Genomic DNA, 23519 nt, shown 5'->3' with positions numbered 1-23519 from the left:
ACGCCGCGCGGCGTGAGCCCGGTAACAGTGGCAGTATGGTGCCCATGACTTATGTTGCTGCGGACAACCGATATGAATCCATGCCCTACCGACGCGTCGGACAGAGCGGACTCCAGCTCCCGGCGGTCTCGCTGGGACTGTGGCACAACTTTGGCGATGACAAGCCCTTTGAAACCCAGCGGGCCATCCTGCGGCGCGCCTTCGACCTTGGCGTCACCCACTTTGACCTGGCGAATAACTACGGGCCGCCCTACGGCTCCGCCGAAACCAACTTCGGCCGGCACTTCCGGGACGATTTCCGCCCGTACCGCGACCAGCTGGTGATCTCCAGCAAGGCCGGCTATGACATGTGGCCGGGACCGTACGGCAACTGGGGATCCCGCAAGTACCTGCTCTCCTCCCTGGACCAGTCCCTGGAACGCATGGGCCTGGATTACGTGGACATTTTCTACAGCCACCGCCCTGACCCCGAAACGCCCCTGGAGGAAACCATGGGCGCCCTGGACACGGCAGTACGGTCCGGCCGGGCCCTCTACGCAGGCATCTCCTCCTACTCGCCGGAAAAGACCATCGAAGCCGCCCGGATCCTGCGTGAAATGGGCACCCCGCTGCTGATCCACCAGCCCTCCTATTCCATGCTCAACCGCTGGGTGGAGGACGGCGAACCCAACCTGTTCACGGCCCTGGACGAAGTAGGCGCAGGATCCATTGCCTTCTCGCCGCTGGCCCAGGGGCTGCTCACCAACAAATACCTCAACGGTGTGCCGGAGGACTCCCGCGCTGCTGCCGGTAAGTCCCTGGACCAGTCCCAGCTTTCGGAGGAAAACCTGGAACGCGTGCGGGGGCTCAACGGCATTGCCGAATCCCGCGGCCAGAGCCTGGCCCAGATGGCCATCGCCTGGGTGCTGCGCAGCCGGGCAGACAGCGCACCCATCACCTCCGCCCTTGTCGGCGCTTCCAGCGTGAAGCAGCTGGAAGACTCGCTGGCTGCGGTGAACAACCTGGACTTCTCCGCGGACGAGCTGCGCAGGATCGACGAATTTGCGGTCGATTCCAAGATCAATCTGTGGGCAGCAGCCCTCGACGCGTAAATGGATGCACTGACCATCCGGGAGGCCCGGCCCGGTGACTGGCCGGCCATCTGGAACCTGATGGAACCCATCGTGCGTGCCGGAGAAACCTACTGCTGGGACACCGGCACCACCGGGGAGCAGGCCCGGCTGTTGTGGCTGGAGCCTGCTCCCACGGTGGTGTTCGTAGCCCTGAAGGATGGAAAGGCGGCCGGGACCGCGCAGCTGCACCCCAACAAGTCCGGCAACGGCAGCCACGTCGCCAATGCCTCGTTCATGACCGCCTCGGAGTTCAGCGGCCAGGGGGTTGCACGGGCGCTCGGCAAGCATGTGCTGGCCGAGGCCGCCCGCCGCGGCTATCGCTCAATGCAGTTCAACGCCGTGGTGGAAACCAACACCCTGGCGGTGGCGCTGTGGCAGTCCCTCGGCTTCTCGATCCTCGCCACCGTGCCCGAAGCCTTCCGGCATCCCGCCAAGGGGCTGACCGGCCTGCACATCATGCACCGGACCCTGGACGTGGACGGGAGTGAAAGAATGGGTACGTGAACTACCCTGAATTCCGGCCTCCGTCCGAACGTGCTGCCATAATCGACCTCGCTGCCATCCGGCACAATGTCCGCCACCTCTCCCACATTGTCAGCCCCGCGCGGGTTATGGCCGTGGTGAAGGCGGACGCCTACGGCCACGGTGCGGTTGAGACTGCGCGTGCGGCAATCCAGGCCGGCGCGGCCTGGTTGGGCGTGGCGCACATCAGTGAAGCGCTGGCGCTCAGGGCCGCAGGCATCGCCGAACCGGTCCTTGCCTGGCTGCACACGCGGGACGCCGAATTCGGTGAAGCGATCCGGGCCAACGTGGATCTTGGGGTCTCCGGCTGGGATCTGGACGCCGTGGTCGGGGCTGCCCGGGAGTTGGAAATGCCGGCCCGGGTGCACTTGAAGATAGATACGGGGCTGGGCCGCAACGGCTGCCCGGAGGATCTCTGGGAAGCCTTCGTCGGCCGGGCCCTGGCCTATCAGGAAGAGGGCCTGCTGCGCGTGGTCGGGATCTTCTCCCACTTCGCCGTCGCTGACGAACCCCACCGTCCGGAAACCGATGAGCAGCTGCGGAAGTTCCGCGAGGCGGTCGCCGTGGCCGAAGACGCCGGAGTGGACCGCGAAGTGCGGCACATCGCCAATACCCCGGGTGCACTGTCCCGCCCGGATGCCCACTTCGACCTGGTCCGCATCGGACTGGGTATGTACGGGCTGTCGCCGTTCGCCGGGCAGACCTCGGCGGAGCTGGGGCTGCGCCCGGCGATGAGCCTGAAGACCACTGTCGCTGCGTGCAAGGAAGTCCCGGCCGGCCAGGGAGTCTCCTACGGGCTGCACTACCGCACCAAGGAGCCGACCACGCTGGCACTGGTGCCGTTGGGCTATGCCGACGGCATTCCGCGGGTTGCCACCGGCGGCCCCGTCCTGATAGACGGCCAGACGTACCCGGTGGTGGGACGAGTGGCCATGGACCAGATGGTGATTGACCTGCATCGGACCGGCATTGCCGGCACCCCGGATTCCTTCGAGGGCCGGGAAGCCGTCCTCTTCGGCGGCGAGGGCCAGCCGAGCGTCGATGAATGGGCGTCAGCGGCCGGGAGCATCAATTACGAGATCATTTCCCGGATCGGCGGCCGGGTTCCGCGCGTCTATGTGGACACCGCGGCGGACAAAGACGTACCCGCCCCGCCCATCGCCTTGGAAGCCGCGCCCGGAGCTCCGGCGGCAGAAGGCGAACAGGCACAGGCGGTACAGGCCAAGTGATGCAGGAACCTGCTTGGGAAGCTGAATTCCGGACCAACGGGGCCGAAGAGACCCAGGCGCTCGCCGAACGCCTCGGCCGCGTCCTGCGCCGCGGGGACCTGCTGCTGCTCACCGGTGAACTGGGTGCGGGGAAAACCACCTTCACCCAGGGGCTTGGCGCCGGGCTCGGGGTGCGGCCCGGCATCATTTCGCCCACCTTCGTTCTGGTCCGTGAACACCCGAGCCTGGGGGACGGACCGGACCTGGTCCATGTGGATGCGTACCGGCTGGGCTCTGAGGGAGAGGTGGACGACATCGACCTCGAAGCCTCAATGGACCGCTCGGTCACCGTGGTCGAGTGGGGCCGGGGGCTGGTGGAGCACCTGTCCGACAGCCGGCTGGAGATCACCCTGGTCCGCGCCGTCGGCGGTGACGCTCCGGGAGCCCCGGCCACGGACTACTCCGACGAGGACACCGACGAAGAGCGCACCATCCGGCTGGCGGGATTCGGCCCGCGCTGGCAGCAGGCGCCGGACCTGGGCTGAACGCCCGCGGCAACTGCCCGGAAACGGCCATACGTGCCGCGCCGTAGAATAGGAACCGTGCTGATTCTCTCCATTGATACCTCCGCCATCGCCAGTGCGGCACTGCTCAACGGGGAGGGAGAGATCCTGGCGTCCTTCGCCACCGAAGACACCCGCTCCCACGCCGAAGTCCTTGCCCCCGGAATCGCCGGCCTGCTGGCCGACGCAGGGATAACCGGGCAGGACCTGGATGCAGTGGTCGTAGGGGTGGGCCCAGGCCCCTTCACGGGCCTGCGTGCCGGAATCGCCACGGCCCGGACCCTCGCCTTCGCCTGGGACAAGCCGCTGCACGGGGTCATGAGCCTCGACGCCATTGCGGTGGACGCCGCCCTGGACGCCTGGCGCCTGGGCATTGACGAATTCGCCGTGGCCACCGACGCCCGGCGCAAAGAGGTCTACTGGGCGGCCTACCGCAGTACAGGCGGCACACCGGAACTGTTGGACGGCCCGCACGTCTCGGACCCCGGCGGGGTTCCCGCGCTGCCCGTGTACGGGGCAGGAGCCGGCCTGTACCCGGACACCCTGCACGCCGTGGAGGGTTTCGCCGACGCGCAGCCCACCGCCGCGGCCCTGGGACGCACCGCCGTCGTCCGCCTGGTCCGCGGACTGCCGCTGCTGCCCAGCACCCCGCTGTACCTGCGCGAATCCGACGCCAAGGTCCCCGGCCCGCGGAAGCGCGCCCTGTGACCGCCGCGGAAACCGTGCGGATCCGACGCATGGACGCCGACGACATACCCGCCGTCGATGCGCTGGAACGCCGGCTGTTTCCCGTTGACGCGTGGCCGCTGCAGATGTTCCACGACGAACTCGCCCAGACGTCCACACGGTCCTACTACGTGGCGGTGGACCGGGCCGGAACCGTCCTCGGTTATGCCGGCCTGATGTGCGTACTGCCGATCGCGGACGTCCAGACCATCGCCGTCGTACCCGAAAGCGAAGGAGCCGGCATCGGCTCCCGGCTGCTCACCACCCTGGTGGACGAAGCGAAGGAGCGCGGCGCCGAGGACGTGCTCCTGGAAGTGCGCGACGACAACCCGCGTGCACAGCGCCTGTACCGCTGGTTCGGCTTCGAACAGATCCACGTCCGGCCGCGCTATTACCGCGACGGCGCCTCCGCGCTGATCATGCGCCTGCCCCTGGCCGGCTGGTCCGGCGCCCCGGCGCCGGCCGGGACTGCAACAGAAACGAAGGACAGTAAATGAACCGCACCGACCCTTTGGTGCTTGGCATCGAATCCTCCTGCGACGAAACCGGAATCGGAATCGTTCGGGGGACCGACCTGCTGACCAACACGGTTTCCTCCTCGATGGAGGAACACGTGCGGTTCGGCGGCGTCATTCCCGAGATCGCCTCCCGGGCGCACCTGGACGCAATGGTCCCGGCGCTGCAGGCGGCCCTGGCCGAAGCGGGCGTGACGCTCGCCGACCTCGACGCCATTGCCGTCACCTCCGGCCCGGGCCTCTCGGGGGCATTGATGGTGGGGGTCAGCGCCGCGAAGGCACTGGCCCTGGCCACGGGCAAGCCGCTCTACGCCATCAACCACCTGGTGGCGCACGTGGGCGTGGGCGTGCTCGACGGCGGCGCCCTGCCGGAAAACCTCGGGGCGCTGCTGGTCTCCGGCGGGCATACCGAGATCCTGCGCGTAGCCGACCTCACGAGCGACGTGGAGCTGCTCGGCTCCACCATCGACGACGCCGCGGGTGAGGCCTACGACAAGGTGGCACGCATCCTCGGGCTGGGCTACCCCGGCGGACCGGCCATCGACCGGCTGGCGAGGGAAGGCAACCCGAAAGCCATCCGCTTCCCGCGCGGCCTGACCCAGCCCAAGTACATGGGCACCGCCGAAGTGCCGGGACCGCACCGCTACGACTGGTCCTTCTCCGGACTCAAGACGGCCGTGGCCCGCTGCGTGGAGCAGTATGAGGCAGCCGGCCAGGACCTTCCGGTGGCGGACATCGCTGCGTCCTTCCAGGAAGCCGTGGTGGACGTGATTACGGCCAAGGCGGTGCTGGCCTGCACGGAGCACGGTATTACCAACCTGCTCCTGGGCGGGGGAGTGGCAGCCAACTCGCGGCTGCGCGCCTTGACCGAGGAGCGCTGCGCCGCGGCGGGCATCAAACTGCGGGTCCCGCCGATCTCCCTGTGCACCGACAACGGCGCCATGGTGGCCGCGCTGGGCGCGCAGGTGGTTATGGCAGGCGGCGAACCCTCGGGGATCGGCTTCGGCACGGACCCGTCACTGCCGGTCACCAGCGTCCACGTGGCAGCGGCCCGGGCCTAGGACCGCACGGCTGCTGGCTCCGGCACAACGCAGAAGGGCCCCGGCGGAATACCGCCGGGGCCCTTCTCGTGCGTGCGGCTTAGGCTCCGCGCAGCCGGCGGATTCCGTCGAAGACGACGGCGCGCAGGTCGCCGTCGTTCTCCTCCGCCACCCGGCGCTGCTGCTGGTACCCGGCGCCGCGCTCAATGATGGTCCGGACGTCGGCCAGCTCGGCGCTGCAGCCCAGTTCGGCAGCGATCGGTGCCAGCCGGGGCAGGACATCCTCGAGCAGGTGGTCGGTGACCAGCTTTTCGTTGCCCTCGGCATCGAGGATCACGATGGCTTCCAGGCCGTAGCGGGCCGCACGCCACTTGTTTTCCTGGACGTGCCAGGGCGGCATGGTGGGGATGGTGCCGCCGGCGTCGATGATCGAGGAGAACTCGTGCACCAGGCACTGGGTGAGTGCGGCGATGGCACCCACGTCCTGGATATCCGCCAAGCCGTCGCAGACCCGCATTTCAATGGTGCCCAGACCCGGAACGGGCCGGATGTCCCACCGGATTTCACTGATCGAATCGATGACGCCGGTGGTGAACATGTCCTGTACATAGGATTCATACTCGGTCCAGGAACCGAACTGGAACGGCAGGCCGGCGGTGGGCAGCTGCTGGAACATCAGGGCGCGCTGGGAGGCGTAGCCGGTATCGTCCCCGGACCAGAACGGGGAGGACGCGGACAGGGCCTGGAAATGCGGGAAGTAGTTCACCAGTCCGTCCAGGACGGGCAGCACCTTGTCCCGGCTGTCCAGTCCCACATGGACGTGGACCCCGTAAATGAGCATCTGCTGGCCCCACCACTGGGTCCGGTCAATGAGTTTGGCGTAGCGTTCCTTGTCCGTGACCGGCTGTGAACGCGGTGTGCTGAACGGGTGGGACCCTGCGCAGAACAGTTCAACGCCCATGGGATCGGTTACCTGCCGGACCGCTGCGAGGGAACGGGCAAGATCGGCCTTGGCCTCGGCGACGGTGCTGCAGATTCCGGTCACCAGTTCAACGGTGTTTTCCAGCAGTTCCTGCTTGATGTGCGGGTGCTCGTCATCAACATGCAGTGCGGGGTCGTTGACGTTCACGCCGCGCAGCACCTCATCCGCCACGGAGACCAGATCTCCGGTGGTGCCGTCCACAAGGGCCAGTTCCCACTCGACTCCCAATGTTGACTGGGCCGACTTGGCGAACTCGATTTCCAAACTGTCTCCTGCTTTATGCGTTACCACTGAAGTACCCGGACCCGCATCATTGCGTTGAGAACCGTACCAATCCTATAGCCGCAGGCGCCTGCTTCGGGCCCAGGGCCCGAACACGCCGGGAAATCGAAGCCAGCGGCCGGCGCGGACATAATGGGGGGATGCCGATCCTGAACAAAGACATGACCCTGTGCATTTCCCTGGCCGCACGTCCCAGCAACATCGGTACGCGGTTCCACAACTACCTTTATGACCAGCTGGGCCTGAACTACGTGTACAAGGCGTTCGCCCCCGCTGACCTGGCACAGGCCATTGCCGGGGTGCGCGGGCTGCCCATCCGCGGCTGCGCCGTGTCCATGCCGTACAAGGAGGACGTGATTGCGCTCGTGGACCGGATGGACCCCTCCGCGAAGGCCATCGATTCCGTGAACACGATAGTCAACGACGACGGCGTGCTCACCGCCTACAACACCGACTACCTGGCCATCGCCAGGCTGCTGCGGGACCACCGCGTTCCGGCCACGCACTCGGTGCTGCTGCGCGGATCCGGCGGCATGGCCAAGGCAGTGGCCGCAGCGCTGCGGGACGCGGGGTTCTCCGACGTCACAGTGGTTGCCCGCAACGAAGCCGCCGGCCGTGCGCTGGCCGATCTTTACGACTTCGCCTGGCGGTCGGAGCCCGGCACGTCCACGGCGGACCTGCTCATCAACGTCACCCCGCTGGGCATGTCCGGGCAGGACGAGGACGTTCAGTCCTTCGACGATGACGCCGTGGCTGCCGCCCGGGTGGTGTTCGACGTCGTGGCGCTGCCCGCGGAAACCCCGCTGATCGCTGCCGCCCGAGCGGCCGGGAAACCGGTGATCACCGGGGCGGAGGTCATTGCCATCCAGGCGGAGGAGCAGTTCGTGCTGTACACCGGCGTCCGGCCGACACCGGAGCAGGTCCGTGAAGCCAGCGAGTTCTCCCGTTCCTGACGCGCTTTCCGGTGCGGCCGCCCGCACGCCTAGGCAGCCGGAACCGGTTCCACCACCAGGGCCACGCGGTCCTCGCCGATCCGGGTGAGGACCAGCGTGGCTTTGTTCGGACCTTTGCCGGAGCCCGTGAGCAGGGCCTTGCGGACCTCTTCCGGCGTCACGGACATGCCGCGCTTCTTGATGTCCAGGACACCGATGCGGTTTTCCCGGACCCAGGCCTTCAGCGCCCTGATGTTGTACGGGCGGACGTCTTGGATCCGGTAGGCGCGGGCGAAGGGAGTATCGCGCAGTTCCGGCGCGCAGATGTAGGCAATGTGCGGATCCAGGAGATGTCCGTCCAGGGTGGCAGCGACGTCGGCCACCAGCCCGGCACGGATTACGGCGCCGTCGGGTTCATACAGGTAGCCCTCGGCAGGCCCCATGGCCACGTCCTGGGCACCGGCGTCGTAGTCCACCGGGGAGGTCAGCTCCGCAGCGCCGCCGGAACCGATCACCAGGGCGGCACGCCGGACTCCCTCGCGGCGCAGCGCGTTGAACCACAGGGTGGCCTCGGTGACATCTCCGTCCACGGACACCCACTGTGCCTCGCAGTTGGCCGGCAGGGCCTCGTGCGGGATGCCCGGGCCCATCTTCACGCCGACGGGCAGGCCGGCATCCGCCAGGGACTCCACGAAGGACAGGGGAGGGGAGAAGGCCTCCGGGTCGAAGATGCGGGTGGTGCCCGACGTCGACGTGGTCCGGCGTGCCGGATCCAGCCACACGCCGTCGAACCCGGTCAGGTCGAAGTCCTCGGCACGGCCCTGGACCACCGTTGCTTCCGGCCAGGGCATGAGGTTGATGGTGGCTGCCGCAGCGGTGATCTCATCCAGTTCGACGGCGGTCACCTGCCGGTCCAGGGTGGCCAGGGCGAGGGAATCGGCGCCGATTCCGCAGCCGAGGTCCGCCACCTTCTCCAACCCCGCCTCCTGGTAGCGGCGGGCATGCAGGGCGGCCACGTTCAGCCGGGTGGCCTGCTCCAGGCCGGGGGCGGTGAAGACCATGTGCTCGGCGAACGGGCCGAACTTACCGCGGGCCTTCATCCGCAGTTTTGCCTGCGTCAGCACAGCGGCCACCAGCTCGGGGGAATGCCCGGCCTTGCGCAGGTCCGTGTTCAGCTTCAGGGACTCGGATTCGAGATAGGGGGGAAGCGAGTTCAGCAGCTGCCATCCCTCGGGGGTCAGAACATGGGCAAGGGAAGTATCGGGCATGCCCTCCAGCCTAGTTGTTCTGCCGGCGGGCACGTTAGCTGTAGGTTGGGCGGCATGACGAAGATCGCCGCCGAGCCGCTGGCCGCCCTGCGGGCCCGCACCAGCTACAAATGGCAGACCTATCCGGCGGACGTGCTGCCGCTGTTCGTGGCGGAAATGGACTATCCGCTGGCGGAACCGGTGCAGCAGGCCATCATCGACCGGGTGCTGGCCTCGGACACCGGGTATATCGCCGGGCCTCAGCCGGTGGCGCAGGCCTTCACGGGGTTTGCCGCGCGGACCTGGGCCTGGGCAGTGGACCCGGATGACGTGCGATGCACCACGGACGTGAGCGTGGCCATTGTGGAATGCCTGCGGCAGGCAGTACCCGTGGATGGGAGCGTGGTCATAACACCGCCGGTCTATCCGCCCTTCTACGAGCTGCCGCTGGAAGCGGACTCCACGGTGGTGGAGGTACCGCTCCTGTTCGACGGTGAGGGCTGGGAATTGGACCTGGCCGGCATTGAGCGGGCCTTTGCCCGCGGTGCTGACGCCTTGCTGCTGTGCAACCCGCATAATCCGCTGGGCCTGGTCCACTCTGCCGGCACCCTGCGGGCGCTCGCGGACCTGTCCGTGAAATACGGCGTGGCCGTGATCAGCGACGAGATCCACGCACCGCTGACGTACGAACCGGGGGACTTCACTCCCTACCTCACCGTCTCGGAGAACGCGCGGGAATACGGCCTCTGCGTGACCGCCGCCAGCAAGGCGTGGAATATCGCCGGTACCAAGTGCGCGGTGATGATCGGCCAAAGCGACCGGACCCGGCTGATGCTGGCGTCCATGCCCGAGGAAGTCTCCGCGCGCACCAGCATCCTCGGCCTGCATGCCACGGCGGCGGCCTATAACGACGGCGGTCCCTGGCTCGCCGGGGTGATGGAGTCTTTGGCTGCCAACCGGCGCCTGCTGGCTGAGCTCCTGGCGGAGCATCTGCCGGGCGCGGGGTACCGTCCACCCTCGGCCGGCTACCTCGCCTGGCTGGATTTCCGGGCCCTTGGCTGGGGCGACGATCCCGCGGCGGTGGCCCTGCAACGGGCGCGGGTGGCGCTGGAACCGGGGCCGCGGTTCGGCCAGCAGGGCGCCGGATTTGTCCGGTTGAACTTCGCCTGCTCCCCGGAGGTGCTGACCGAGGCCGTAGGGCGGCTCGCGGAAGCGGCTGGTCAGGCAGGACAGCGGAATACCTTAGGCTGACTCGCGTGCGTACTTGTGCCTCACTGCCGTTAAAACACATCGAGTGGGTGCCGAATATATGAGCGCCAATACTCTCGTGGCATTGATCCTGATTCCAATGGGCATCATTCTTATGGTTTGCGGTCTGCTCGTTTACAACGGCAGGTTCCGCCACTACCGGACCGGTCTCAACATTGTGATGTCCGGGGAACCGGCGCTTGCCACGACCTACCTTGGTGCGGCTTTTATCCTGATGCCGCTGACGCAGTTCGCCATGGACGGCGGCCTCAACGCGCTGGTGACCATGTTCTTGATCCTTCTGATGTTCATCGCTGGTTTTTTGGGGCTCCTGGGCAGCTTCTGGATGCCGCCCTTCCTGCAGCCGCAGTGGATCCGAGAGGAAAAGAGGGCCGCACGGCGTCGGCGCAGGGAAGAAGCTGCCCTGCGTGGCAGTGGAGGCGGTCGGTAACCGGCGGGGCTAGGCAGCGGGGGTGAGAATGCTTAACTGGCGCGGAGCAAACGTTTCCTGCACCGGCCCGCCGGTCAGCAGCGGCAGCGCACCCGTCTCCGAGCTGTGCGACAGTGCCGCCAGCGCTCCATCCGTTGCGGTCGCTTTCTGAAGGTCCAAAACCACGAACAGGCCGGGAAGGGCAGCGTTGGCACGTCTGGCCAGCACGTACAGGACCCTGCAGTTCTGCTCGGTGACCCGCCCATGCACCTCAAGGCACGCCTGACGCGCGTCCAGATCAAGCCGGACAGCTACGCGCAGTTTGGGCTCCATGGCAAGTCCTTCCCTAGAGACCGGTATGTGGGTCTCTCAACGTAGGAGAACCCTCCGGCAGGGCGCAACGGGGCCGAACCATATTGACTGCGTCCGCAACGCACTTCGGACCCGCTTTGTTTTCCGCCGGCCCCCGCCGTCCATGGGTAGTTCTCCCCATGGGCGCAATGTTCCATTTCTTGTACCTTAGGGTGCAGCAGTCTTAGGCATTACGGGATAACGGAATCCCGGCATGGACCCTGATGAACTGGACAAACGCGCGGACGCGATGGGTGCCGTAAAAGGCGGCACCAAGGTGGGAATCGACCTGGCCGCGGCAGGGACCGGCGCAATGATCGGGACAGCAATAGGCGGACCGGTGGGGACCGTAGCAGGCGCCGCTATCGGCATCGGCATCTCGGTTGTCACCTCGGTCGAATTCGATTTCCTGGGCGGCAAATCAGTTAAGGATGCTCTGGCAGACCTAGCCATGACCGGGGTGGATGATTTCATGGAGTCGGACCTCATGAAATCAGACGCAGGCAAGGCTGCACGCAAGGCAGCGGATAGTGTCGCGGAAGCTGCAGGGGATTGTTGGAATAAGCTTTTCGGCAAATAACCGGTAGTTTGTGATCGGCGCCACTCCGGCAAATCCGTGCGACCAGATCCACGTGGCAGGTTGCCGCGCCGCGAGTCAGGGGGAAGCAATGGAAACAGAAACGAATTACTGGGCGCTTTTTGCCATCGTTTTCCCATGGGGTCTTCTCCTTTTCATCGCGCTGCTGCCGGAAGTTCCCGGCTTCAACGGCTAGGCGAAATAGACGCCGATCCGGTTTCCGTCGATCTCCTCGATCCGGATATCGATTTCATAGATATCCCTCAACACGTCCGGCTGCATGATGGCCGACGGCGGTCCCTGGTGGATCAGCCGGCCGTCGCACATGGCAATGATGTCGTCCGAGTAGCAGGAGGCAAAGTTGATGTCGTGGATGACCAGTACCACGGTCTTCCCGAAGTCGTCCGTGAGCCGGCGCAGCAGCCGCATCATTTCCACGGAGTGTTTCATGTCCAGGTTGTTCAGCGGCTCATCCAGGAGCAGGTAGTCCGTGTCCTGCGCCAGCACCATGGCAATGAACGCCCGCTGCCGCTGCCCGCCGGAGAGCTCGTCCACAAACCGGTCCGCCAGCGCCGTCAGGTCCAGGTACGCCATTGCCTGCTCGATGTGGACCTTGTCTTCGGGTCCCGGCCGGCCGCCGTTGTGGGGGTAGCGGCCGAAGCCCACCAGGTCCCGAACGGTCAGGCGGACGGTGAGCTGGTTGTCCTGGCGCAGGATCGCCATTTTCCGGGCGAGGTCCCGGCCGGGGGTGGAAACGACGTCGAGCCCGTCCACGGCAACCGTGCCGGAATCCATGGGCAGCAGCCGGCTGATCATGGAGAGCAGCGTGGATTTGCCCGCACCGTTGGGCCCGATGATCGAGGTGATGCCGCCTTCCTTGATCTCGCAGCTCACCCCGTCCACGACGACGGTGGAGGAGTAGCGCTTGGTGACGCCGTTGACGGAGATCATGAACAGGGGCCTTTCGGGCGGTGCAGGGGGAGGAAGGTCATTTCACGTTTCCCCTCAGGAGCAGGATGAGGAACACGATGCCGCCCACGAACTCGATGACGATACTCAGCGCAGTGTCGAAGGCGAAGATCCGCTCCAGCACCAGCTGGCCGCCCACCAGGGCGATGATTCCCAGCAGAACGGCAATCGGCAGCACCGAGGCATGCCGGAACTTCGCGCAGAGCTGGTAGGCCAGGGACGCAATGAGGAGCCCGAAGAAGGTCACCGGCCCGACCAGGGCCGTGGACACCGCGACGAGCACCGAGCAGATGATCAGCGTGGCGGTGACCGCCCGCTTATGGTCCACCCCCAGGTTCACCGCGGTCTCGCGGCCCAGGGCCAGGACATCGAAGGAGTGGCGCATCCGCCAGGCGACGGCACTGACAAGCGCGACGGCGGCGGCGGAGTAGCCCAGCAGGGCGGCGTCGACATTGTTGAAACTGGCAAAGAACAGGTCCTGCAGGATGATGAATTCGCTCGGGTCGATCAGCCGCTGCAGCAGCGAGGAGAAGCCGCGGAACATGGTGCCGAAGACAATTCCGACCAGCAGCATCAAGTGCAGGGATTTCCCGCCGCCGGTGAAAAGCCACCGGTACAGCAGGAACGAGAACCCGACCATCAGCAGCACTTCGAGGCAGAAGCGGATCGGCGCGCCCAGGGACAGCAGGGCACCGCCGCCCAAGGCAAACACCAGGACCGTCTGGATCAGCACATAGAGGGCATCGAAGCCCATGATCGAAGGGGTGAGGATCCGGTTGGCGGTGACGGTCTGGAACAGGACGGTGGAAATCCCGACGGCGTAGGCCACCAGGATCATGGAGCCCACCTTGATCGCGCGGCGCGGCAGGGCGTAGCCCAGGTTTCCGCGCAGCTCAATGGTCATGAACACCGCAACCAGTGCCGCCGCGACCAGGCCCAGGGCGATGATCCAGAAGCGGGCGGGAACGGTCCGGACGGGACGCCGGCGGTGCTCGGTAAGCGCTGCGGGCAGTGCGCTGGTGGATGGATCAGGCATGGGAACCGCGCTTGCGTAGGAGGAGGTACAGGAAGATGACGCTGCCTACGGCGGAAACCACTACGCCCACCGGGATTTCATACGGGTAGCGGATGGTGCGTCCGATGATGTCGCAGAGCAGGACGAAGCCCGCTCCGAAGACGGCGACCCAGGGCACCGCGCGGCGGACGTTGTCACCGATCAGCAGGGACACCAGGTTGGGCACGATCAGGCCCAGGAACGGAATGGAGCCGACGCTGACCACCACCACGGCGCTGATGAGCGAGACGATCACCAGTCCGAGCGCCATGACCCGGTTGTAGTTCAGGCCGAGGTTGGTGGTGAAGTCCTGCCCCATGCCTGCAACGGTGAAACGGTCCGCGGCCAGGTAGCCGATCAGGGTCAGGGCGCCGACAATCCAGAGCAGTTCGTAGCGGCCGCGCAGGACGCCGGAGAAGTCGCCGATCATCCAGCTGTTCAGCGTCTGGAGGAGGTCGGTGCGGTAGGCGAAGAAAGTGGTGACGGCGGAAATCACGCCGCCGAGCATGATGCCCACCAGGGGCACGATCAGTGTGTTGCGCAGCGGGATCCGGCGCAGGATGAGCAGGAAGAGTGCGGTTCCTGCAGCGGCGAAGACCGAAGCCGTGGACATCTTCAGGAACATGGAGGCGCCCGGCAGCAGCACGGTCACCGCCAGGATCCCCAGTTGGGCCGACTCCACGGTGCCGACGGTGGAGGGTTCCACGAACTTGTTCCGGGCCATCAGCTGCATGATCAGTCCGGCCACGCTCAGGGCCATGCCCGCCAGGACAATACTCAGCGTGCGGGGGAGCTGGCTGACCCAGAACAGCATGTGCGTGGTGGGATCCCCGGACAGCAGCGAGGCGAGCGAAAGGTCACCGACGCCGACGAAAAGGCTTACGGCCGCCAGCAGAACCACAACGCAGACCCCCAGGACCAGTGCGGCGGTTGAACGCACGAAGCGCCGCCGTTCCGGGGGAGCGGCGGCGGACGCGGGGGCCGGTTTATTCGCCGGCACGGCGGGGGCAGTCATATATCGGTATCCAGTTCCTCCGTGGCCCGGCACGGCCGGTGCCGGGCCACGGAGCGCAGAGGGGCGGCTAGAGAGCGTCGTGGACGGTGTTAACCATGGTGTCCACGTTGTTCAGGCCGTATCCGACCAGGTACCAGCTGGCGGAATCCAGCATGGTGATGTTTCCGTTCCGGGCAGCCTTGGTGCTCTTGACCAGCTCATTGTCGAGCACGGCGGAGGCGGCTTCGCCGGAGGTGCCGACGGCTACGTCGCGGTCAATGACGAACAGGTGGTCAGGATCGGTATCCGCAATGTAGTTAAAGGAAACGGATTCGCCGTGCTTACCCTCGCCCTGAACCTCGGCGGCCGGTTCCAGGCCCAGGACGTCGTGGATGATGCCGAAGCGCGAGCCTGCGCCGTAGGCGGTCATTTCCCCGCCGCTGGTCATAACGATCAAGCCGTTGCCGGCGTCGGCGGCCAGTTCCTTGGTGTCTTCGACCTTGCCTTCCAGGGCGCCCAGCTTCTCTTCAACCAGGTCTTCCTTCTCGAAGATCGTGCCGAGGGTCCGGGTGTTTTCCTTGAAGGAGTTCCAGGAATCGGCGTTATCGACGCTGAGGTCGACGGTGGGGGCAATCTTGCTCAACTCTTCGTAAGAATCGGCAACCCGGCCGGAAATGATGATCAGGTCCGGAGCGCCGGCGTTGATCGCTTCGAAGTCGGGCTCTTTCATGCTGCCGATCTTGGTGATCTCTTCGGCGCCGTACTGGGAGAGGCTCTCCGGGAAGTTGGCGGCAGGCACGCCGTCGACGTCAATGTCGAGGGCATCCATCGTATCGAGGGCGCCGAGGTCGAAGGTGTACACGATCTCCGGGTTCACCGGAACTTCGGTGCTTCCCTGGGCGTGCTCGACCGTCACGGTTGAGCCCTGCGCGGACTCGACGTCCGCATCTGCTGCTTCAGTGGAGCAGGCGCTGAGCGCGAGGAGGGACACAAGGGCGGTTCCGGCCAACAGGCGGGACTTCGTGATCATGGGGGCTCCGGTGAGAGTCGATGTGCCTATCCGGGGATTAGGTCACAGAAATGTTTTCTAATGATGCGCAGATGAAAACTATCCCGGTTAGGACAACCTAAGCAAATCCCCTTCTTCATTTACCTGCCCGCCGGTACGGGGGAGAGGGGCGGACAGGCGGCGCGCGCTGGCACTCACCTTGACCGAGTGCTAACCGTTGCATAAAGTCTGAGTTAGCACTCCGAACGTGAGGGTGCTAACTCCCGAAGGGAAAGCGCGAACCGGCACCGCGACGACGGCCAGCGCCAGACCAACGGCCCCATTCCGTTAGAAACTACGCAAAGGAGAGCCCGAGTGTCGGTCTCTATTAAGCCCCTTGAGGATCGTATTGTTGTCCGCCCCCTCGAAGCCGAGCAGACCACTGCTTCCGGCCTCGTTATCCCGGACACTGCAAAGGAAAAGCCCCAGGAGGGTGAAGTAGTTGCAGTTGGACCCGGCCGCGTTGATGACAACGGCAACCGCATCCCGGTTGACGTTGCCGAAGGCGACGTAGTCATTTACTCCAAGTACGGCGGAACCGAAGTCAAGCACGGCGGCCAGGAATACCTGGTGCTGTCCGCCCGCGACGTGCTGGCCGTCGTCGTAAAGTAGTTCCCCTGGAAAACCCCGGCCACGATTCTGGCCGGGGTTTTCTGATGCAGATGTAGTTGTCGGAAAGGACACACACATGGCAAAGCAGTTGGAGTTCAATGACTCCGCCCGCCGCTCGCTCGAAGCAGGCGTCGATAAGCTCGCCAACACGGTCAAGGTGACCCTCGGCCCGCGCGGCCGCAACGTCGTCCTGGCCAAGACCTGGGGCGCTCCCACCATCACCAACGACGGCGTTACGATTGCCCGCGAAATTGAGCTGGACGACCCGTACGAGAACCTCGGTGCACAGCTGGCCAAGGAAGTAGCCACCAAGACCAACGATGTTGCCGGCGACGGCACCACCACGGCCACCGTGCTGGCACAGGCCCTGGTCAAGGAAGGCCTGCGCAACGTTGCCGCCGGTGCTGCCCCCGGGCAGCTCAAGCGCGGCATCGAGGTGTCCGTTGACGCGGTAGCCAAGCGCCTGCTGGAGAACGCCAAGGAAGTTGAAGGCAACCAGGTTGCCCACGTTGCGGCCATCTCCGCGCAGAGCACCGAGATCGGCGAGCTGCTGGCCCAGGCCTTCGACACTGTCGGCAAGGACGGCGTCATCACGATCGAGGAATCCTCCTCGACGCAGACCGAGCTGGCCATCACCGAGGGCATGCAGTTCGACAAGGGCTACCTCTCGCCGTACTTCGTGACCGACCCGGAGCGCCAGGAAGCCGTCCTCGAAGATGCGCTGATCCTGATCAACTCCGGCAAGATCTCCTCCGTCGCCGAGTTCCTGCCGCTGCTGGAAAAGGCGCTGCAGACCTCCAAGCCGCTGTTCATCATCGCCGAAGACGTAGACGGGGAAGCCCTGTCCACCCTGGTGGTCAACAAGATCCGCGGCACCCTGAACGTCGTCGCCGTCAAGGCTCCGGGCTTCGGTGACCGCCGCAAGGCAATGATGCAGGACATCGCGACCCTCACCGGCGCCCAGGTAGTCAGCCCCGACCTCGGCCTGAAGCTGGACCAGGTTGGCCTTGAGGTGTTGGGCTCCGCCCGCCGCATCACGGTTACCAAGGACAACACCACGATTGTTGACGGCACCGGCTCCGAAGCCGACGTCGCCGACCGCGTGGCACAGATCCGTGCCGAGATCGAGCGCACCGATTCGGACTGGGACCGCGAGAAGCTGCAGGAACGCCTCGCCAAGCTGTCCGGCGGCATCGGCGTCATCCGCGTCGGTGCAGCCACCGAGGTGGAGCTGAAGGAAAAGAAGCACCGCATCGAAGATGCCGTTTCCTCCACCCGTGCCGCACTCGAAGAGGGCATTGTGGCCGGCGGCGGTTCCGCACTGGTCCACGCTGCCCGCGCACTGGACACCGATCCGGAGGTGACGAAGCTGCAGGGCGACGCCGCCACCGCCGTCGGCCTGGTCCGCCGTGCACTGGCGCAGCCGCTGCGCTGGATCGCCGAGAACGCCGGTTCCGAAGGCATGGTCGTCGTTGCCAAGGTGGGCGAGCTGGAAATCAACAACGGCTTCAACGCCGCCACCGGTGAATACGAAGACCTGATTGCCGCCGGCATCATCGACCCGGTCAAGGTCACCCGCTCGGCCCTGCGCAACGCCGCCTCGATCGCTTCGCTGGTGCTCACCACCGAAGCCCTCGTGGTGGAGAAGCCTGCCGAAGAGGACAACGACCACGGTCACCAGCACTAATCAGCCCTGATCCGCGCCTTACGTGCGGAAATCGGCCCAGGCCCCGCCCCCGGAACACGTTTCCGGGGGCGGGGTCTCGCTGTTTTCCGTGGCATCCCTCACAGGCAGCAGATACGTTCGGGACGGAATAGGGGCGGGACCGCTTTCGTTTTACGATAGGTACAGGCTAAATCGGGCCTTTTCCTTCCTCTCATCCCCGAAAGAGGCGCAGCTTTGAGTCAGCAGTACCCAGAACACGATCCGTTCGGCTTCGTCGGCCTGACCTACGACGACGTCCTCCTGCTGCCCGGCCCGACGGATGTAATTCCCTCTGAAGCCGACACCAGCTCCCGGCTGTCCAAGCGGATCACCGTGCAGACTCCGCTGCTTTCCGCCGCGATGGACACGGTCACCGAATCCCGCATGGCCATCGCGATGGCCCGGCAGGGCGGCCTCGGCGTGATCCACCGGAACCTTTCCATTGCCGACCAGGCGGAACACGTCGACCGGGTCAAGCGCAGCGAATCCGGCATGATCACCAACCCGGTGACGATTTCCCCCGACGCCACCCTGCAGGAACTCGACGACCTCTGTGCGCATTTCCGTGTTTCGGGCCTGCCGGTGGTGGATACCGAAAACACCCTGCTGGGCATTGTCACCAACCGCGACACCCGCTTCATTCCGCGTGCCGACTATCCGAGCCGCAAGGTCGAAGAAGTCATGACGCGCATGCCGCTCATCACCGGCCGGGTGGGCATCAGCGCCGCAGAGACAATGGAGCTGCTGGGCAAGAACCGGATCGAGAAGCTGCCGCTGGTGGACGACGCCGGCAAGCTGCAGGGATTGATCACGGTCAAGGACTTCGACAAGGCCGAGCAGTACCCGCTGGCCACCAAGGATGACGAGGGCCGCCTGCGCGTCGGTGCTGCCATCGGCTTCTTCGGCGACGGCTACGAGCGTGCCATGTCCATGGTCGAGGCCGGCGTCGACATCCTCGTGGTGGACACCGCCAACGGCCACAGTGCAGGCGTGCTGGAAATGATTGCCCGCCTCAAGAAGGACCCGGCTGCCGCGCACGTGGACATCATCGGCGGCCAGGCAGCCACCCGTGAAGGCGCCCAGGCCCTGATCGACGCCGGTGCCGACGCCGTCAAGGTAGGCGTGGGGCCGGGTTCCATCTGCACCACCCGCGTAGTTGCCGGAGTGGGCGTCCCGCAGATCACCGCCATTTACGAAGCTTCCAAGGCCGCCATTCCGGCGGGCGTCCCGCTGATCGCCGACGGCGGCCTGCAGTACTCGGGCGACATCGGCAAGGCCATCGTGGCCGGCGCCGACACCGTAATGCTGGGCGGCCTGCTGGCCGGCTCCGCGGAAAGCCCGGGCGACCTGGTCTTCGTCAACGGCAAGCAGTTCAAGTCCTACCGCGGCATGGGTTCGCTCGGGGCCATGCAGTCCCGGGGCAAGAACACCTCCTACTCCAAGGACCGCTACTTCCAGGCCGACGTCCCCAGCGACGAAAAGCTGATTCCGGAAGGCATCGAAGGCCAGGTGCCCTACCGCGGACCGCTTTCCGCCGTGGCGCACCAGCTGGTCGGCGGCCTGCGCCAGACCATGTTCTACACGGGTGCACGCACCATTGAAGAGCTGAAGGCCAAGGGCAAGTTTGTCCGGATCACCCCGGCCGGGCTGAAGGAATCCCACCCGCACGACATCATGATGACGGCCGAGGCGCCGAACTACGGGCGCCGCTGACCCGTCCTCCCTGCCAAGGGCAGCCCCTGCGCACTGCGCTGGAGCTGCCCTTGGGCTTTAAGGGCTTGTTCTGCACTCACGGCGGCCCGTTGCCGGCAGCTTTCGGGCCGACGCCGCGCACTGGGATAACCTAGGGAGCGTGAGTAACGAGATAGAAATTGGCCGTGGCAAGCATGGGCGCAGAGCCTACTCCCTGGATGACGTGGCGATTGTGCCCTCGCGGCGCACCCGCGATCCCCAGGATGTTTCCATCAACTGGCAGATCGATGCCTACCAGTTCGAGATGCCGGTCATCGGCGCCCCGATGGACTCGGTGATGTCTCCGGCATCAGCCATTGCCCTCGGCAGGCTCGGCGGCCTCGGCGTGCTGAACCTTGAGGGCCTGTGGACCCGGTACGAGAATCCGGAACCGCTGCTGGACGAAATCGCCGCCCTCAGCAGCGACAACTTCAACCCCGCCGCCACCCGCCGCCTGCAGGAAATCTACAACGCACCGATCCAGGCCGAACTGATCAGCTCGCGCCTGGCCGAAATGCGCGACGCCGGCGTGACTGTTGCCGGCTCGCTCACCCCGCAGCGCACCCAGGAGTTCTACAAGACCGTCCTCGCCGCGGGCGTCGACGTCTTCGTCATCCGCGGCACCACCGTTTCCGCCGAGCACGTGTCCAAGACCGTGGAACCGCTGAACCTGAAGCAGTTCATCTACGAACTCGATGTTCCGGTGATCGTGGGCGGAGCCGCCGGCTACACCCCGGCCCTGCACCTGATGCGTACCGGCGCGGCCGGCGTCCTCGTCGGGTTCGGCGGCGGCGCGACCACCACCACCCGGCGTGCGCTGGGCATCCACGCGCCCATGGCCACGGCCATCTCCGATATAGCCGAGGCGCGCCGGGACTACATGGACGAGTCCGGCGGACGGTACGTGCACGTGATCGCCGACGGCGGCATGGGCACCAGCGGCGACATCATCAAGGCGTTCGCGATGGGCGCCGACGCCGTGATGCTCGGTTCCGCGCTGGCCCGTGCCGAAGAGGCACCGGGCCACGGCTGGCACTGGGGGCAGGAAGCACACCACAGCGAGCTGCCGCGCGGCGACAGGGTCCGCTTGGACACCGTGGGACCGCTCAAAGAGGTCCTTTGGGGGCCGTCCCACCACACCAACGGCACCTCCAACCTCATGGGTGCGCTGCGCCGGGCAATGGCCACCACCGGCTACTCGGACCTGAAAGCGTTCCAGCGCATCGAAGTGCTGGTGTCCCCCTACCAGTACAGCCTGTAAATCCCGGCGCCCAGCCCATAGAGTGGACGCAGCTACGGCAGGACCCTAGAGAGGAACCTGGACCATGACTGCAGACGCCCTGAGCCCCGAGTACCGGACAGAAGCCATGGACAAGCTCCGGGCAACCACCGCGCCGGGCAATGAGCTGGACATCCTGATCGTCGGCGGCGGCGTGGTGGGCGCCGGCGCCGCGCTGGACGCGGTGACGCGCGGGCTGAAGGTAGGCATGGTGGAGGCCCGGGACTGGGCGTCGGGAACGTCATCGCGTTCCTCCAAGCTCATCCACGGCGGCCTGCGCTACCTGGAGATGCTCGATTTTGCGTTGGTCCAGGAGGCGTTGAAGGAGCGGGGGCTGCTGCTGCAGCGGATCGCCCCGCACCTGGTGAAGCCCGTGGCGTTCCTGTACCCGTTGACGAAGCGGTTCATCGAGCGGCCGTACGTGGGCGCCGGCATCTTCCTGTACGACACCATGGGCATGACCTCGGGGAACTCCCGCGGCGTGCCCATGCAGAAGCACCTGACCCGGCGCCAGACACTGCGGATGGCGCCGAGCCTGAAGGATGATGCGATGGTGGGGGCCATCCGCTACTACGACGGCCAGGTGGATGACGCCCGGTACGTGGCCAACATGGTCCGCACCGCCGCGCATTACGGCGCCGCAGTGGTGAACCGGCTCGCCGTCGTCGACTTCCTGCGCGAGGGCGAACGCGTGGTCGGGGCCCGCGTCCGCGACCAGGAAACCGGCAACGAGTTCGACATCGCGGCAAGCCAGGTGGTCAATGCCACCGGCGTCTGGACGGATGAAACCCAGGCCATGGTGACCGACCGCGGGCAGCTGAAGGTGCGCGCCTCCAAGGGCGTCCACCTGGTGGTTCCCAAGGACCGGATCCAGTCCACCGTCGGCATGATCCTGCGGACGGAAAAATCCGTGCTCTTCGTCATCCCGTGGGGGCGGCACTGGATCATCGGCACCACCGACACGGACTGGAACCTGGACAAGGCCCACCCGGCGGCCACCTCGGCGGACATCGACTACATCCTCGAGCACGTGAACCTGGTGCTGAAGACACCGCTGACCCGGGAGGACGTGGAAGGGGTCTACGCGGGGCTTCGGCCGCTGCTCGCCGGGGAAAACGACTCCACTGCCAAACTCTCGCGTGAACACGTGGTGGCCCACCCGGTACCGGGACTCGTGGTGGTTGCCGGCGGTAAATGGACCACCTACCGGGTCATGGCCAAGGACGCCGTGGATGAGGCTGCCCGGGCCCTGGACGAAAAGGTTCCCGAGAGCTGCACGCAGACCATCCCCCTTCTGGGCGCGGTGGGTTACAAGGCGGCCTGGAACCGCCGGCACCGCACCGCCGACGAGTACGGGGTGCACGTGGTGCGGGTGGAGCATCTGCTCAACCGCTACGGCTCCATGAGCGACGACCTGCTCGAGCTCATCAAGGCGGACCCGACGCTCGCGGAACCGCTGCCCGGCGCCGACGACTACCTGCGCGCGGAAGCCGTGTATGCCACCACGCACGAAGGCGCCCGGCACGTCGAGGACGTCCTCGCCCGGCGGACCCGGATCTCCATCGAAACCTTTGACCGGGGCGTCTCGGCCGCACCGGTGGTAGCCGAACTGATGGCGCCGCTGCTGGGCTGGGACCTTGAACGCGTGGAAAGCGAAGTCGCCCACTACCTTGCACGGGTGGACGCGGAACGCCGCAGCCAGGAACAGCCCGATGACAAGAGCGCCGACACCGCCCGCCTGGCGGCCGAGGACATAGCACCGCGCATCTAGTGCGGCACACGGACTAAATGAAATGCAGAAAGCCCCTTGAACGAACACCCGTCCCCGAACGCTGAACACCCCTCGGAACCGTCCCGGAACGAAGAACTCACCCTGAACGAAGCCGGGGCGGTGCTGACCGAACCCGGGATCGTGATTCTCGGCATGGAGGCGGCAGACCGGTACGACGCCGCCGCCCAGTTGGCCGAGCGGTTGTACCGTGCCGGCCGGATCAGCAACCTGGAGGGGTTCCTCGAACAGGTCAGCGCCAGGGAACACCAAATGGCCACCGGTCTGCCGGGCGGAATCGGACTCCCGCATGCCCGCAGCGAATTCGTGCACAAAACCTCCATCGCAGTGGGCATCACCCGCTACGGGCACAGCGTGGATTTCGGAGCAGCAGACGGACCGGCGACCGTGATCCTGCTCATTGCCACGCCGGCGGCTTCCTTCTCCCAGCACCTGGAAGTCCTTGCCACCCTGGCCCGGTCCCTGTTCCGCCCGTCCTTCCGGGATTCCCTGCGCCGGGCCAATGACGCAGAGGTGATTGCCGAGCTGATCAATTCGTCCCTGGTCTTTTTCGACCACTGAAGCGGCCGTATACCGGCATTGGGTTTTCTACAGCTTGACGAA

General features: G+C 66.0%; 24 protein-coding genes. 17 read left to right on the top strand and 7 right to left on the bottom strand.

What is annotated here, in order from left to right; genetic code table 11:
- The first annotated feature begins 44 nt into the window (after positions 1-44).
- The 7 genes from mgrA to tsaD are packed head-to-tail and all read left to right on the top strand — an operon-like array spanning position 45 to position 5707.
- Positions 45-1091 (top strand): L-glyceraldehyde 3-phosphate reductase, encoded by a 1047-nt coding sequence (gene mgrA, locus N2L00_RS12175; protein ID WP_255765700.1) that lies wholly within the window; start codon positions 45-47, stop codon positions 1089-1091.
- Positions 1092-1616 (top strand): GNAT family N-acetyltransferase, encoded by a 525-nt coding sequence (locus tag N2L00_RS12170; protein WP_255862647.1) that lies wholly within the window; start codon positions 1092-1094, stop codon positions 1614-1616.
- Positions 1613-2863 (top strand): alanine racemase, encoded by a 1251-nt coding sequence (gene alr / locus N2L00_RS12165; RefSeq protein WP_255764861.1) that lies wholly within the window; start codon positions 1613-1615, stop codon positions 2861-2863. Before N2L00_RS12170 ends, alr begins: the two co-directional genes overlap by 4 nt.
- Positions 2863-3387, top strand: coding sequence for a tRNA (adenosine(37)-N6)-threonylcarbamoyltransferase complex ATPase subunit type 1 TsaE (gene tsaE, locus N2L00_RS12160; RefSeq protein ID WP_255764860.1), 525 nt, complete (start codon positions 2863-2865; stop codon positions 3385-3387). Before alr ends, tsaE begins: the two co-directional genes overlap by 1 nt.
- Before the next feature lie 57 nt (positions 3388-3444).
- Positions 3445-4113 (top strand): tRNA (adenosine(37)-N6)-threonylcarbamoyltransferase complex dimerization subunit type 1 TsaB, encoded by a 669-nt coding sequence (tsaB, locus tag N2L00_RS12155; protein ID WP_255764859.1) that lies wholly within the window; start codon positions 3445-3447, stop codon positions 4111-4113.
- Between the two features lie 29 nt (positions 4114-4142).
- Complete coding sequence (gene rimI / locus N2L00_RS12150) at positions 4143-4628, top strand: ribosomal protein S18-alanine N-acetyltransferase (protein ID WP_255862818.1); 486 nt, start codon at positions 4143-4145, stop codon at positions 4626-4628.
- Positions 4625-5707 carry a tRNA (adenosine(37)-N6)-threonylcarbamoyltransferase complex transferase subunit TsaD gene (gene tsaD / locus N2L00_RS12145; RefSeq protein WP_255862648.1) on the top strand — a complete coding sequence of 361 codons (1083 nt, stop codon included), beginning with the start codon at positions 4625-4627 and terminating at the stop codon, positions 5705-5707. The genes rimI and tsaD overlap by 4 nt, the downstream gene beginning before the upstream one ends.
- A gap of 79 nt (positions 5708-5786) precedes the next feature.
- On the opposite strand, the gene N2L00_RS12140 is transcribed toward tsaD, so the two are convergent.
- Positions 5787-6932 (bottom strand): glutamate--cysteine ligase, encoded by a 1146-nt coding sequence (locus N2L00_RS12140; RefSeq protein ID WP_255764854.1) that lies wholly within the window; start codon positions 6930-6932, stop codon positions 5787-5789.
- Positions 6933-7090: 158 nt separating this feature from the next.
- Between N2L00_RS12140 and N2L00_RS12135 the strand changes: the two genes are divergently transcribed.
- The gene (locus N2L00_RS12135; protein WP_255862649.1) at positions 7091-7903 is read left to right on the top strand and encodes a shikimate 5-dehydrogenase; all 813 of its coding nucleotides are present in this window, start codon (positions 7091-7093) and stop codon (positions 7901-7903) included.
- 29 nt (positions 7904-7932) lie between these two features.
- Here the strand turns inward: N2L00_RS12135 and N2L00_RS12130 are convergent, their stop codons facing one another.
- Positions 7933-9150: a THUMP-like domain-containing protein gene (locus tag N2L00_RS12130; RefSeq protein WP_255764851.1), complete on the bottom strand. Its 1218-nt coding sequence runs from the start codon at positions 9148-9150 to the stop codon at positions 7933-7935.
- Positions 9151-9204: 54 nt separating this feature from the next.
- On the opposite strand from N2L00_RS12130, the gene N2L00_RS12125 reads away from it, so the two are divergent.
- Entirely contained in the window at positions 9205-10380 is a 1176-nt protein-coding gene (locus N2L00_RS12125; protein ID WP_255862650.1) for a MalY/PatB family protein, read from the top strand.
- A gap of 43 nt (positions 10381-10423) precedes the next feature.
- On the top strand, positions 10424-10828 hold the full coding sequence (locus N2L00_RS12120; protein ID WP_255862651.1) for a hypothetical protein: 405 nt from the start codon (positions 10424-10426) through the stop codon (positions 10826-10828).
- Between the two features lie 9 nt (positions 10829-10837).
- Here N2L00_RS12120 and N2L00_RS12115 read toward each other — a convergent pair whose 3' ends face one another.
- A complete protein-coding gene (locus N2L00_RS12115) occupies positions 10838-11140 on the bottom strand; it encodes a hypothetical protein (protein WP_255862652.1) in 303 nt (100 codons plus the stop codon).
- A gap of 232 nt (positions 11141-11372) precedes the next feature.
- Between N2L00_RS12115 and N2L00_RS12110 the strand changes: the two genes are divergently transcribed.
- Positions 11373-11738, top strand: a complete 366-nt coding sequence (locus tag N2L00_RS12110) for a DUF3482 domain-containing protein (RefSeq protein WP_255862653.1) — start codon at positions 11373-11375, stop codon at positions 11736-11738.
- Between the two features lie 189 nt (positions 11739-11927).
- Here N2L00_RS12110 and N2L00_RS12105 read toward each other — a convergent pair whose 3' ends face one another.
- The 4 genes from N2L00_RS12105 to N2L00_RS12090 form a co-directional block, all read right to left on the bottom strand.
- Positions 11928-12686 carry an ABC transporter ATP-binding protein gene (locus N2L00_RS12105; RefSeq protein WP_255862654.1) on the bottom strand — a complete coding sequence of 253 codons (759 nt, stop codon included), beginning with the start codon at positions 12684-12686 and terminating at the stop codon, positions 11928-11930.
- A gap of 37 nt (positions 12687-12723) precedes the next feature.
- A complete protein-coding gene (locus tag N2L00_RS12100; RefSeq protein ID WP_255862655.1) occupies positions 12724-13740 on the bottom strand; it encodes an iron chelate uptake ABC transporter family permease subunit in 1017 nt (338 codons plus the stop codon).
- Complete coding sequence (locus N2L00_RS12095; protein WP_255764843.1) at positions 13733-14773, bottom strand: ABC transporter permease; 1041 nt, start codon at positions 14771-14773, stop codon at positions 13733-13735. Before N2L00_RS12095 ends, N2L00_RS12100 begins: the two co-directional genes overlap by 8 nt.
- Before the next feature lie 67 nt (positions 14774-14840).
- Positions 14841-15782, bottom strand: coding sequence for a siderophore ABC transporter substrate-binding protein (locus tag N2L00_RS12090; protein ID WP_255862656.1), 942 nt, complete (start codon positions 15780-15782; stop codon positions 14841-14843).
- Between the two features lie 333 nt (positions 15783-16115).
- Here N2L00_RS12090 and groES point away from each other — a divergent pair, with 333 nt between their 5' ends.
- The 6 genes from groES (at position 16116) to N2L00_RS12060 (ending at position 23477) form a co-directional block, all read left to right on the top strand.
- The gene (groES, locus tag N2L00_RS12085; RefSeq protein ID WP_146361179.1) at positions 16116-16412 is read left to right on the top strand and encodes a co-chaperone GroES; all 297 of its coding nucleotides are present in this window, start codon (positions 16116-16118) and stop codon (positions 16410-16412) included.
- Positions 16413-16488: 76 nt separating this feature from the next.
- Complete coding sequence (groL, locus tag N2L00_RS12080) at positions 16489-18099, top strand: chaperonin GroEL (protein WP_255764841.1); 1611 nt, start codon at positions 16489-16491, stop codon at positions 18097-18099.
- 213 nt (positions 18100-18312) lie between these two features.
- Positions 18313-19830 (top strand): IMP dehydrogenase, encoded by a 1518-nt coding sequence (gene guaB / locus N2L00_RS12075; RefSeq protein ID WP_227918618.1) that lies wholly within the window; start codon positions 18313-18315, stop codon positions 19828-19830.
- Positions 19831-19969: 139 nt separating this feature from the next.
- On the top strand, positions 19970-21109 hold the full coding sequence (locus N2L00_RS12070) for a GuaB3 family IMP dehydrogenase-related protein (protein WP_255764840.1): 1140 nt from the start codon (positions 19970-19972) through the stop codon (positions 21107-21109).
- Between the two features lie 64 nt (positions 21110-21173).
- Complete coding sequence (locus N2L00_RS12065; RefSeq protein ID WP_255764839.1) at positions 21174-22898, top strand: glycerol-3-phosphate dehydrogenase/oxidase; 1725 nt, start codon at positions 21174-21176, stop codon at positions 22896-22898.
- Positions 22899-23000: 102 nt separating this feature from the next.
- The gene (locus N2L00_RS12060; protein WP_255765699.1) at positions 23001-23477 is read left to right on the top strand and encodes a PTS sugar transporter subunit IIA; all 477 of its coding nucleotides are present in this window, start codon (positions 23001-23003) and stop codon (positions 23475-23477) included.
- The last annotated feature ends 42 nt before the right edge of the window (positions 23478-23519 follow it).

It is taken from the genome of Arthrobacter sp. zg-Y1171, from assembly GCF_025244845.1.
In the GTDB taxonomy this organism is placed as follows: domain Bacteria; phylum Actinomycetota; class Actinomycetes; order Actinomycetales; family Micrococcaceae; genus Arthrobacter_B.
This window is presented reverse-complemented; position numbering and strand designations above follow the sequence as displayed.